The sequence below is a fragment of the Vibrio sp. YMD68 genome (assembly GCF_029958905.1).
In the GTDB taxonomy this organism is placed as follows: domain Bacteria; phylum Pseudomonadota; class Gammaproteobacteria; order Enterobacterales; family Vibrionaceae; genus Vibrio.
On record NZ_CP124614.1, the window covers coordinates 1,857,261 to 1,870,392 of the forward strand.

General features: G+C 45.1%; 8 protein-coding genes and 4 tRNA genes. 1 reads left to right on the top strand and 11 read right to left on the bottom strand.

The features are described from left to right. Positions 1-135: 135 nt before the first annotated feature. Together pheT and pheS are read right to left on the bottom strand one after the other, a co-directional pair. The gene (gene pheT, locus QF117_RS14525; protein ID WP_282386400.1) at positions 136-2,559 is read right to left on the bottom strand and encodes a phenylalanine--tRNA ligase subunit beta; all 2,424 of its coding nucleotides are present in this window, start codon (positions 2,557-2,559) and stop codon (positions 136-138) included. Between the two features lie 18 nt (positions 2,560-2,577). Continuing rightward, complete coding sequence (pheS, locus tag QF117_RS14530) at positions 2,578-3,561, bottom strand: phenylalanine--tRNA ligase subunit alpha (RefSeq protein ID WP_017034130.1); 984 nt, start codon at positions 3,559-3,561, stop codon at positions 2,578-2,580. Between the two features lie 243 nt (positions 3,562-3,804). Between pheS and QF117_RS14535 the strand changes: the two genes are divergently transcribed. Beyond that, positions 3,805-4,284: a GNAT family N-acetyltransferase gene (locus tag QF117_RS14535; RefSeq protein WP_282386402.1), complete on the top strand. Its 480-nt coding sequence runs from the start codon at positions 3,805-3,807 to the stop codon at positions 4,282-4,284. 105 nt (positions 4,285-4,389) lie between these two features. Here the strand turns inward: QF117_RS14535 and QF117_RS14540 are convergent, their stop codons facing one another. From QF117_RS14540 to QF117_RS14580, 9 genes are all read right to left on the bottom strand, one after another. After that, positions 4,390-5,595, bottom strand: a complete 1,206-nt coding sequence (locus QF117_RS14540) for a hypothetical protein (protein ID WP_282386403.1) — start codon at positions 5,593-5,595, stop codon at positions 4,390-4,392. Positions 5,596-5,602: 7 nt separating this feature from the next. Beyond that, the gene (locus tag QF117_RS14545; RefSeq protein WP_282386404.1) at positions 5,603-6,409 is read right to left on the bottom strand and encodes an outer membrane lipoprotein-sorting protein; all 807 of its coding nucleotides are present in this window, start codon (positions 6,407-6,409) and stop codon (positions 5,603-5,605) included. 90 nt (positions 6,410-6,499) lie between these two features. After that, on the bottom strand, positions 6,500-8,878 hold the full coding sequence (locus tag QF117_RS14550; protein WP_282386406.1) for an MMPL family transporter: 2,379 nt from the start codon (positions 8,876-8,878) through the stop codon (positions 6,500-6,502). A gap of 207 nt (positions 8,879-9,085) precedes the next feature. Beyond that, complete coding sequence (locus QF117_RS14555) at positions 9,086-9,874, bottom strand: TetR/AcrR family transcriptional regulator (protein WP_282386407.1); 789 nt, start codon at positions 9,872-9,874, stop codon at positions 9,086-9,088. 267 nt (positions 9,875-10,141) lie between these two features. Next, entirely contained in the window at positions 10,142-12,199 is a 2,058-nt protein-coding gene (locus QF117_RS14560) for a hypothetical protein (protein WP_282386408.1), read from the bottom strand. Positions 12,200-12,522: 323 nt separating this feature from the next. Further along, positions 12,523-12,598: transfer RNA gene (locus tag QF117_RS14565), tRNA-Gly, on the bottom strand. A gap of 41 nt (positions 12,599-12,639) precedes the next feature. After that, positions 12,640-12,726 (bottom strand) — tRNA-Leu (locus QF117_RS14570). 98 nt (positions 12,727-12,824) lie between these two features. Then, a tRNA-Gly gene (locus tag QF117_RS14575) sits at positions 12,825-12,900 on the bottom strand. A 3-nt stretch (positions 12,901-12,903) separates the two neighbouring features. After that, positions 12,904-12,977 (bottom strand) — tRNA-Cys (locus QF117_RS14580). Between the last annotated feature and the right edge of the window lie 155 nt (positions 12,978-13,132).

Here is a 13,132-nt window from a genome sequence, read left to right on the forward strand (position 1 = left end):
TCTTCTTTAAGAGTTACAATTAAACTGGTCGCGTGGTTGACTTGATTTTTTCAGCTATGAATTACCCCTACTTCTTAGGCTACAAAAAAGGCCTCGCAATGCGAGGCCTTTGATTTTTCCATCGATCAGAAGAGATTAGTCGCGAAGTGCTGCGCCGAATTTCTCTGAGATTGAAGCGACGATAGCATCTACTGAACCAGCGATGTCTGCATCTTCAAGTGTGCGCTCTACAGACTGTAGGCTAAGTGCAATTGCTAGGCTCTTCTTACCTTCTTCAACGCCTTGACCAACGTATACGTCGAACAGTTTAGCGCCTGTTAGGAATTCACCACCCGCAGCGATACACGCTTCAACGATGTCGCCAGAAGCAACTGCTTCATCAACAACAACGGCGATATCACGACGGTTTGCAGGGAACTTAGATACGGCTACTGCTTCTGGAAGCACGCGAGTGTTGATCGCTGCCCATTCGATTTCGAATACGATAGTACGGCCGTTAAGACCAAACTTACGCTCTAGTTCTGGGTGAACAGTACCAATGATACCCACCTCTTTGCCGTCTACTACGATAGCCGCAGTTTGACCTGGGTGAAGTGCTGGGTGTTTCGCTGCTTTGAAGCTGTATGCGATTTCGTTTGCAGAAAGCTCAAGAACGGCTTCTAGGTCACCTTTAAGATCGAAGAAATCGACAGTGTTCGTTGCAATGTCCCAGTGCTCTTCGCCACGAGTACCAGAGATAACGCCCGCAAGCATCATTTCTTGGCGCATGCCGTTTTCAGCCGTTGCTTCAGGGATGAAACGTAGGCCTGATTCGAATAGACGAACGCGAGACTGTTGACGCTTCTGGTTGTGAACCACTGTGTTTAGAAGACCTTGGATTAGGCCAAGACGCATTGCTGACATGTCCGCAGAGATTGGGAATGGCAGGATTAACGGCTCAACACCAGGTACAACAAGCTTTTGCTGTTCTGGTTCTACGAAGCTGTATGTGATTGCTTCGTGGTAGCCACGGTCTACAAGAAGGTCACGAACGCGCTTAAGCGGTTGGTTAGCTTCTTTGTGGTCATTCATTTTAAGTGCCGCTTTAGGCGCTTGGTTTGGAATGTTATCGTAACCGTAGATACGACCTACTTCTTCAATTAGGTCTTGCTCGATTGCGATATCAAAACGCCAAGATGGAGACGTTGCCGTCCAACCAGCATCAGTGCTTTCTGTATCTTCAACAACAGCTACTTCACAACCTAGGCGAGTAAGAATTTCTACTACGTCTGTAGATGGGATTTCGTGACCTAGTAGGCTGTCTAGCTTAGCGCGACGTAGAGCAACTACGTTTGCTTTAGGAAGATCAGCTTCAGATTCGCTGCCGTTTACTGGCGCAACTTCACCACCGCAGATTTCAACGAGAAGCTGTGTTGCACGCTCCATTGCTGCTGCTTGAAGTGTTGAATCAACACCACGTTCGAAACGTAGAGAAGAATCAGTGTGAAGGCCGTAAGCACGTGCGCGACCACGGATGTGATCCGGTGCGAAGAATGCCGCTTCTAGAAGTACGTCTGTCGTTTCAGTAGTCACACCTGAATCTTGACCGCCAAAGATACCAGCGATGGCTAGTGCTTTGTTTTGGTCAGCGATAACAAGTGTGTTGCTGTTTAGTTCAGCTTCGTTGCCATCTAGAAGTGTTAGCTTTTCGCCCTGCTCTGCTAGACGAACCACGATACCGCCTTCGATCTTAGCGAGATCAAATGCGTGCATTGGTTGGCCTTGCTCTAGCATCACGTAGTTTGTGATGTCTACAACTGGGTCGATTGAACGGATACCACAACGGCGCAGTTTTTCTTGCATCCAGATTGGCGATTCCGCTTTCACGTTTACATTCTTAACCACACGGCCAAGGTAACGTGGACAAGCGTCAGCTGCTTTGATTTCAACAGATACTGTGTCTTCAATGCTTGTTGCAACAGCTTCAACTGTTGGCTCTGTAACGTCTGCGCGGTTTAGTACGCCAACTTCACGAGCAAGGCCACGGATGCTGAAGCAGTCTGCGCGGTTTGCTGTTAGGTCTACGTCGATAGTTACGTCGTTAAGCTCTAGAAGATCGCGTACGTCCAACCCTAGCGTTGTGCCTTCTGGCAGCTCAAGGATGCCGTCAGACTCTACGTCGATACCTAGCTCAGAGAAAGAACAAAGCATGCCGTTCGATGGAACGCCACGTAGTTTTGCTTTCTTAATTTTGAAGTTGCCAGGAAGTACTGCGCCAACGGTCGCTACTGCTACCGTTAGGCCAAGACGACAGTTAGATGCACCACATACGATGTCTAACAGCTCTTTGTTACCGTCTGCATCAACCGCGCCGATGTCGATTTTTGTAACTTGTAGTTTGTCTGCGTCTGGGTGCTGACCGCACTCAACCACTTTACCTACTTTAACGCCGGTGAATTCACCAGCAACAGGTTCTACATCGTCAACTTCCAAACCAGCCATCGTGATTTGGTGAGCTAGCTCTTCGCTGTTAATTGCAGGTTTAACCCACTCGCGTAGCCAAGATTCACTGAATTTCATAGTTTTGACTGCCCCGGATTACTTGAATTGTTTAAGGAAACGAAGGTCGTTCTCGAAGAACGCACGAAGGTCATTTACGCCGTAACGAAGCATCGTTAGACGCTCTACACCCATACCGAATGCAAAACCAGAGTATTTCTCAGGGTCGATGCCAACAGAGCGAAGTACGTTAGGGTGAACCATGCCACAGCCTAGAACTTCTAGCCATTTGCCATCTTTACGTTTCACGTCAACTTCAGCTGAAGGCTCTGTGAACGGGAAGAATGAAGGACGGAAACGCACTTCAACTTCTTCTTCAAAGAAGTTACAAAGGAAATCGTTAAGAATGCCTTTAAGTTGTGCGAAGTTTACGTTCTCATCCACTAACATACCTTCCACTTGGTGGAACATTGGCGTGTGAGTTTGATCGTAGTCGTTACGGTAAACACGACCCGGAGCAATGAAGCGGAAAGGCGGTTTGCCGTTTTCCATCGTACGGATTTGAACACCAGAAGTGTGCGTACGTAGCATTAGATCAGGGTTGAAGAAGAAAGTATCGTGATCAGTACGAGCTGGGTGATCGTCTGCGATGTTGAGTGCATCAAAGTTGTGGAATGCATCTTCGATCTCAGGGCCAGACTCAGTGCTAAAACCAAGCTCACCAAAGAACTGTTCGATACGCTCAACAGTGCGAGTCACTGGGTGAAGACCACCGTTCTCAATGCGACGACCCGGTAGGCTCACATCAATGGTTTCTGCAGCCAGTTTCGCTTCAAGCTCTGCACGTTGCAGTGCGTCTTTGCGAGCGACGATCGCTTGTTGAACAGCACCTTTCGCTTTGTTGATCTCTTGACCAGCAGTGCGACGCTCTTCAGGTGGAAGTTTACCTAGGCTTTGTAGTTGAAGAGTGAGTTCACCCTTCTTACCTAAATACTGAACTCGCACTTCATCGAGTGCAACTAATGATTCAGCAGCGTTAATCGCGGCTGTAGCATTAGCAATAATCTCTTCTAGATGTTGCATCGTTTCCTCATCTACCTATGGCTATCTGTAAAAGAAGGCATAAGTGGTACTGTCCATAAGGTTCCCTGCAAGGGATTCTTGGGCATTTTCAAATAGCTGTACATAGTAGCGAAACCCACTTCTAAAGCCAAATCGATTTACGCTTATCTTCGTTTAATGGGGAAAAAACCGACGACGACGATTGAAAATCTTCTCGTTCGCTCCCATTGATAAACAATAACCACTATTTTGAGTTCAAAAACTATGCTGACGATCAGAGAAATACAACCTAAAGATGACTCCGCCATTTCGCACATCATCACTAAAGTTGGTCAAGAATATGGGGCGGTGGGCGAAGGGTTTGGCCCCTCAGACGCGGAAGTCTCAGAAATGAGTGCCTATTACACGAAAGAACGTCGCAGCCATTATTTTGTTGCTCTGATTGACGATACCATTGTCGGCGGAAGTGGGATCGCCCCGTTTAATGACTCTAAGGTTACCTGCGAGCTGAAAAAGCTTTTCTTACTTAGCGAAGGCAGAGGCGTTGGCTTGGGCAAAAAGCTGACATTGGCGTGTCTTGATATGGCGAAAACTCTCGGTTTTACTCACTGCTATCTGGATACATTATCGAGTATGGGTGACGCGATACGCTTGTACGAAAAATTAGGATTTGAACACCTGGATAAGCCATTAGAGGGCACTCTCCACGGCAAGTGTGATGTGTGGATGCTTAAAGAACTATAATTAGCAACGATCACCAAAACGGTTGAAGATAGCTTTAAAAATCGATAAAAAAGCGATAAAAAGGCAGAGCATTCATCAAATGCTCTGCCTCGAAGAAACATTCGTTTAGAAATAATACTCTAGAGAGACTTCAACGAAATCATCATTTCTCGCAAAATACAGCAAATCCGTGGGTGTTTCATTTTCAAAGACCCACGCATCTAATCGCCATTTCAATTGGTTGGTGATTCGACTCGACGCTTCCAGCTTAGCGCTATAGACATCGCTATTATCCAGATCCTGAGTAATGCCTGTGAGCAATTCCGTGCCATCCTCATCATTTAACGCCAATCTAACTCCGGCAAATATGTCATTTTGCCCTGGGGTCTGTGCATTGTTTCCTCGGCTATCATAAAGATACTCAGCAATTAGCCCCACATCCCAATACGAGTCAAATGGGCCAACCACGGTGTACTCTAGCCCAGTGACTAAGCCGGTATGATGGTCAACACTATCACGATAAATCGATTCCAGTTTTAATAACCAGTCTCCGACAATACCCTGCACATCCACGCCCACCTGATTCATTTGAGCATAATAAGGCTGTACCTTGATTTGGCTCACTTGCCCTTGATTAAACTGGTAATAAGGATCTCGGTTTGTACCATTAAAATAACTGAATCCAAGATCCCAGTCCCCTAGCATTTTGCTGTAACGCAACGCCACATCGATATGCTTTTCTTCTCTCGATGACTCGTAAATGGTATCACTAGAAACAGGAACGGTAGGTCTGATCCTGCCATCAACCCCAGCAAACGTTCGTTCTCTAAAATAAGGCATTATCAAGGTGTCTAGCGTGCCCCACTCTTTTATTGAACTAAAATGAATCATCGGCTGACCTAACTTATCTTCTCCATCCAGTGATTCAATCGCATCGGTCTGGTTGACCACATCAACCAGTTGAGTCGATTCCGTCACACCCCAAAACACCTTGCCAACCCCAAGCCTTAGTTCATAGTCATCCCAATAGGTCAGATAAAGCGCTTCTCGTATGTCACCATGAGTTCTTTCTTCATCCATGCTGTCTAGGCGATAGAAAGGGGTAAAGCTGAAACTGCTTCCTCCATCAAACTCCCAATGAAGATCGGGCGCAACCACTAAAGACGTTTGTCCTTTATCTTGACCTTGTGCTCCATCTGACATGTATTGGCGGTGCTCAATATTGACCTGACCACCTAGGCCGACTGCGTGACACTGTAGCGAGAAAACCAGGCTCGTCACCATACCCATAGTCAACCCTAATTGGCGTAGCGATGTGTTCATCCTTTTCATGTCATGGCTACCTTATACGTTTCAGCGTGTTCTTTTGAAAATCACTCTCATTTAATCCCGTTTGAAATGTCATTTCACTGGTCGTCAGTAAGGTACTTTTTCCTGTTTGATGGTTTTGCATAGACATGGTGTGTGCGCGCCAATATTGGTCTAGGTACTGTTTGTAGTCGGTAAACGTCAGGGTTTTTAGTAGCGCACCTTTGCGGTCGTAGAATTCAACTTTTAAAGGGCGGTACTCTTGCTTTGAAAGCCACACTATCTGCTTGGTGTAGCCAGAGTTTTTATCGGTTGGAATCTGCTCTAATACGAACGCCTCTTCTCCTGATATCGCGTCATCTTTCAAATAATTGAACGTGTATTTTTCTAGCTCAAACGAACTAAGGTCTTCATAAGCGAACTCACTGCCCATGAATGGCCCCGATTTATTACGCGATGAGATTCGTTTTACTCGCTTTAACGCGGGTAAGTAGAGCCATTGATCATCGGCATCCACGGTATGCGAATGGTTTAAAAACGCCGTGCCTTTTACATCTCGTGGCTCTTCAAAAATCGTCAGTCCTTTATCTCCGTCGTCTTTCACTTCTAGAGATTTAAGCTGCATTAAGCGTGTGCTGCTTTCGCCCTGTACATTTTTCAAAAGCATTTCCATCGTTGAAACAGAATCGCCCCAGCCTTCATCTCGGTTTTTTCTCTCGGTTGCTATCTCTAGTCCTGTTGCTTCGCTCGCGGTCACTGGCATTGAAGCGCCTAAAACAAGTGATAGTGCGACTGCAGTATTAATGCCGAGTGTTTTTATGTTCTTTAACGCATTCATTGTTCGTTCCTTCGTTTCGTTCTAATTCGGGTTTACCTATGGCTAAATTTCGTCAACGTTGAGCGTATTTAGCCACGGTATTAAGAGGGTTTAGCTCGTTGTTACTGGCTTATTGGTTATTCGTATTTCTTGCTTTTCCGGCAGTACGTCTTGGCTTGGGTATTCTTTTTTGTCGAAAAGCATCAACAAGGTTGGTAGAAATAGGAAATCCACCACCAATGCGATAAACACCACCATCGCACTCAGTAGCCCCATGTCAGAATTCAATCTGAATGAAGACATTGCCAGTACGGAGAACCCAGCGACAAGGACAACGGTTGTAATCCAAAGCGCTCTGCCTACTGTATGGAAAGCGTATCTCACCGCTTCTTCCGCGCTTTTTCCTTGCTTACGTGCGCGCTGATATTTCGATAAGAAATGGACCGCGTCATCCACGACAATGCCAAGTGTTAATGTGACAACAACAGATAGCCCTAAGTTAATTTCACCAGAGACGAGCGCCCACAAACCAAAGCCAATCGCCGCTGGTGCCATGTTTGGAATGATGCTGATGATGCCTAAACGGAATGATCGCAATGCAAAGATCATGAGTGCTGAAATTAAAATCAGAGTTATGGGTAATGTCGATAACATGCTCGCCATATTGGTCTCGCCGATATGGGCGAACATCAATGATGGGCTTGAAGCGACAACTTGGTATTGAGGCGCGTTTTGACGAAACCAGTCGTAGATTCTGCTTTCTATTTCAACAAGCTCTACGCTTCCCAAGTTGTCGAGTGTCAGCATCATTTTGATCGAGGATTTGTCGACATTGATTTGGTTGTTTAAGTCCAAACCATAAGGAAGTGACATTTCGTAGAGTAATAGGTATTGAGCCGCCAGCTCTCTGTCGAGCGGCAGTTTATAGTAGCGACTATCATCGCTATGCATGTTCTGATTCAAGCGTTTGTAAACATCGGATAGTGCCGCTACGTGATCGGTTTCCGGTTGCTCTCGTAGCCAATCGGTAAAGTCACCCACGGTTTGTAAAAAGACGGGATCGGCAATGCCCTGAGATTCATGAGTTTTGATCGCAATGCTGATATTGGTCATTCCGCTGATGCGCTGTTCCATAAAATCCGCAGCTCGACGAAATTCACTTCGAGAGTCAAAATATTTTACAGACTCATCATTGACTTGATTTAACGGAATCAACGCAGCAGTGACGGCAATGAATACCACGGAGATCGGTAGCAGAGGCTTACGGTGCTTTACCACGAAATCACCCAGTCTATCCATAAATCGATTCGACGCTGTTGCCTGGTTTTCTTTAACTTTCATCGGAAGCCACTTGAGCATGGCGGGTAGCAGTGTCATTGACAAAAAGCACGCTATCATCACGCCGAGGGCCGCTAGATTGCCAAAATCTCTGAGTACTGGCGAATCCGACATATTCATCATCAAAAAGCCGATTGCAGTGGTGACCGATGTGATCAAAATAGGCATGAAGTTAACCGCAACGCTTTGCTCAATAGCGTATCGTTTTGAGTAACCGCTCTGCATGTTATGGCGCATTGTCGCAATGACATGAACACAATCGGCAACGGCGAGTGTCATAACCAATGTGGGTATGTTTACGGTGGCCGTACTGATAAACATTCCCGCCCACCCAGAGAGCCCCATCGTTGCTGCAACAGAACCAATAATGACGACAAGCGTTGCCAGAACACCGAATACAGAACGTAGCATCAGGGTTAAAAAGACTAAAATGACCATCAGCATTGCAGGCACCAAGGTAGCCGTGTCTGACTGAGCAGATTGCATAAACGCGTTATTCATCGCGATAATTCCAGCCTTGTGGAACTCAACATTGGGATAGAGTGCTTGGTAGCGTTCCACCATTTGATTGATGCTCACAATGACTTCTTGCACTTCAGACGTTTTATCCACTTCTGGCAGTTGAACCGTCACATTAACAACCGTGACATCGCCTTTTTTCGATATGAGTGAGTCCACTAAAGCCGGTTCTGTTAGTGCAACACGCCTAATTTTTTGTATACGTTGTTCGGTAAGCGCGTAACCTTCATAAATGAGGTCTTCAACGATCAGGTCGTCTGCATCGGCTTCTGTATGTTGGTAGTTTGCTAACGAATCAACACGGCTAGAGTAAGGAACTTGCCATGCATCATTGGTTAAATCTTGGACCAGAGTCAGTATTTCGGGGGTGAATACCGACCCTTGCTCAGGTGCGATAACGATGGCGAGATTGTCTGATTTGGTAAACGTCGTTTGTATTTCTTCAAACGCCAATAACTGCTTATTGGAGCCTTCGAAGAAGATATTGTAGTCGCCTCTAAAATAGAGGTTCTTTGCCCCTAAAGCCGCAAAGACAACAAGTGATAATGTGGTGAGTATCACCCAAAAGGTAAACTTGGTTGGTAGTGTGAACCAAGCGTTGATGTTGTTAGGCGGTGGATTCGATGGTTTCATCACAGTCTCCGTTTGTGACGTTTCGTCATTTATTGCCATTAAAAAACCAGATCAATCTGGCTTAAGCACCGGAGCTGTAAAAACTCCGAAAATAGCAACACTAATGCATCAATAAGGCGTGGGATAAACCCAACCTTATGTGACGAATCGTCATAAATGGTGATTTTAAAGCCCACTATACATGGGCTTTAATCGGTACGTATGAATTTAACGACCAACAGAGTTTAAGTACTCGACTTCTTCACTGAATAATTCACTTTCTACTCGACGCCAAGTTTTCCGGTAATCCCATTCCGAAGAAAGAGGCTTCCAACCTAAACCATCAAGTAACATGTTTGCATTGTGCAGCACTGAAAACGGGTCTTGTAAGCGATTGATACAATGGCTATTAGACGCATTTTGCGTCAATGCATTGGAACCAAAAGCAATCGACCAGTTTGCAAATACTATCGCGTCAGAACCGATTCCTGAAGAAAATTTGAGATCACCCGCATCAGCGGCTAAACCGATTAATTCATCGGCCTGGCTGATCACTATCTCTTCGAGCGCGTTTAATCCCGCGACTCTGTCGGGTGATGCTTTCTCTAATACCCAGGGGCTTTTAGCCATGATAGCGCACGTTGAGAGTACCGGCTCCATACGAGCATAGATACGATACGCAACATGCAGTGCAATCACTCGCTCCCGAGTATTCCCTTCAAAATCACCAATTCGGTCAAACAGTAGCGCTTCACTTTTTAACGAATGAATGCACAGAGCCAAAATAACATCTTCTTTACTGCAAAAATGATTGTAGATAGTCCCCTTCGAGTACGGGCTAGCTGCCGTCAATTTATCCATTGTTAAATTACTAAATCCTTGTTCTTGAACAAGAGATTTAGCCAACAGAGTTAACTCGACTTCTCTATCCGCTATCGCTTTCTGTTTTTTGGACAAACCAAAAGGACAGCCTTGCGACTCTTTCTTACCATCTTTTTTACAGTTAAAGCCAAACATGTTATTTCAATCCGTTTTCGTCAAACCACTTAACGCTGCAATTGTAACACGAATGCAAAATCTATGTACCTTACCTTTATGACGATGCGTCATTTTTGACACATCGTCATAATATCGAATTCATTGAGCAGATCAAGAGATTTGTTGGGATTTATTTGAAAACCTTATGAGTCGTATCGAAATGCGGTGTTTGAACAATGAATAGGCAAAAAAATAGAGAGTAAATACTCTCTATTTGTCATGTGCATCTGCGTATTGAGTTATGAATTACTCAAGTGTAATGGCATTGATATCAACGCCATCACCGTCATATGGGTCTAAAGCGCCACTCCAATAGACATTCAATGCATCTTCAATTTTTATTTGAGAAATTGCACATCCTTCAAAGCCTTCGCCAAAGCTAAACGAGAAAGGTTGTTCGGCATTAAAAATCTTCGCCCCACTATCTAAATCGTTAGTCAGCAGTATTTGTCCTGAATTCAGTTCCGTGTTTTCACAACGTGTTAACGTTACTCGGACTAATCCGACTTCGTTAAACTGGGTTGAAGAAACCTCATTAAAGGAAAGCGTCTTACCAAATACTGGGCACGCTGATATGTGGCCCTGTTCACGCAAACGCAGCTCTACATTCCCAGCCTTACCCAAGGACAAAAACTTATCACTGTCGCTGTGCAGAATATTCTCTTTGGTACTGCGGTTTGGATCGCCATGGTTCGTATCACTGACCCCTTTACTCCAAGCGATAACGGCTTGGCTCAAATCACAGCCAAGAAGCTCTGGCGCTTTGTCTCCGGTTAAACAAAATGTCTGAGCATCTCCTTTAATTGGGTAGACTTCTTCGCACTGTGCTTGTCTTGGGTTGCTGGCAAACTCGGTAACGGCAATTGAACGTAACAGAACTTCATTACTGTTGTGTAGATGTTCCTTATTAACCGTAAGTGATGTGTAATATTTGCTTGCTTTAACAAATAAGGTTTCCGTTTTGAACCCTTGATCTAGCTCTTCATCCGTTTCAACTTCTGTTGTCAGATAGTTAAGTGACCAATCTATATTGACGAACAAATTAGGGGCTTCTGATGCTTTATCTGAAAATGTAATCGCCCTTACCGTTAAATCACTGTTATCACCACGCCAGTATGGATTCCCATTATTCGAGGCTTTTATGACGATTCTATCAAAGCCATTTTCCACGACATCAAAGGCCTTTTTATATTGACCGCCAGCGCTGTTTGAAGCAAACGGCTGAGATGAGACTTTGATACCGTTGCGATAAAATTCTGCTATCCCTTTTTCTTGCTCTTGAGCATAAAAATGGGAGAATTCAATTTCCGCTTGGTATGAAATGTTGTCAAGCAAATCAAAGCTCAAACGCTCTGACACTCCTCGCTGTCTCGCAAAGCGATAATCCACTTCGTTAGATAAGAAGTAGCCATTACTCGCACGGCTTCTCACTCCAAGGCCTGAGTAGGAGCGATTCACATAACCCCAGCCTAAATGGGCAGAGCCAGGCCAGACAAACCCTTTTGCCTTAACAAGGACACCATCTTGATAAAGACGATAAAAATTGCGTCCGTAACCTGAAAAATCAATCCGCCCAGTTAGGACATCGTTATCACTGCGACTAGAGTTATCATCGTCATTTTTACACCAAGGTTTATTCCATCCATTAGTGTCCCAGTGACGGTTCAGCCCAGAAAAGTAATTGTAGAGATTGTGGTATAAGCCGTAACCATGGGAAGCGTGATATTGTTGGCATAAACCAGCAGAGCCAGAGTCCTCAATCGGCGTAACTTGTCGATATTTGAATTCAAAAGCATAAGTCGCGCCGGGAGTCGTTGGGATGTATGTCCGCATACGATAGTTCTTTAAACTACCATCTTGAAGACAGGATTCCATTTCTAGGTTAGCAACTTCGCCATCAGCGTCTGAGTCAGCATAATCAGCCGCTTGCGTCGCTTTGAATGCGGTTTGGCAAGCAACGTTGTTTCGAATATCGTAGAGCGCTTCTTGTCGCCCTTTTTCGGTGTCGGTATTTGGGTAAGCATCCCACACGTCTGGATACATGCCATAGATAGAACTGAACGTCCATCGTGTATCAAAGCTTATCTTGTTATCATTTGTATAAAGAACTTTGATATAGTCTGGAAGCATATCCGGGTAAAGTTCTACTTGCTCATCAAACTCTAACCCTTCGATAATTCCCCAGTGTCCCTGTGCGTCAGGACCTTGATACCCGTAATGATACTCTTGCGACGACGTATCGTTCGCATAGGTATTCCATGTACTCGTGATCAGTGCGGCGCAGACCATCATTTTTACTTTCATTATTATCCCTTACTCGTAGTGCACCAGTGAATAGACAAGCTAAAAAATCAGAGCCAGAGGCTCAAACACTTGCAAGACATGGATTCTGGAAGCAAACTCACACCAATGAAACCTTTCTACGCCCAAAGTCGTAAAAATCAGCGGAATTACAGTGCTTATCTGGGTGAACTCGTCAGGGATGAGTCAGTCCATAAAACGAAGTATTAGAAAAGAATGAGAGAAAATGAGCGCTTATCATCTTCCATTTTTACGTGGGATTGGCCGATGTTACTGAACATTGTAAAATGAAAAAAGCCCTAGCATTTCTGCTAGGGCTTTAAATTTGGAGCGATACATCGGGTTCGAACCGATGACCTCAACCTTGGCAAGGTTGCGCTCTACCAACTGAGCTAGTATCGCGTTGCTATAAGAGGCTTACGCAAATTATAGACTTAAATAGATGGTGCCCCGGGCCGGACTTGAACCGGCACAGCGCGAACGCCGAGGGATTTTAAATCCCTTGTGTCTACCAATTCCACCACCAGGGCACGCAAAACTTGTTGCGATGCTTCTAATAATCGCACTCTTTCGAGTGGGTTAGACACCATCTTATGATTGACAGCGAATTACGCTATGAATCTAAATTTGGAGCGATACATCGGGTTCGAACCGATGACCTCAACCTTGGCAAGGTTGCGCTCTACCAACTGAGCTAGTATCGCAAATGGAGGCGCGTCCCGGAGTCGAACCGAGGTCCACGGATTTGCAATCCGCTGCATAGCCACTCTGCCAACACGCCGCCGTAACCGTAATCGGCTCACATTTAACTGCGTTCCTTTTGGGTACGGGATGCATTCTACGGATTCAGTCGTTTGAGTCAACCCTATTTTTTGATTTTTAAATCGTTTGGCTAATTTGCACTCAATACAAGGTATATTGGGTGTTTTAATCGCC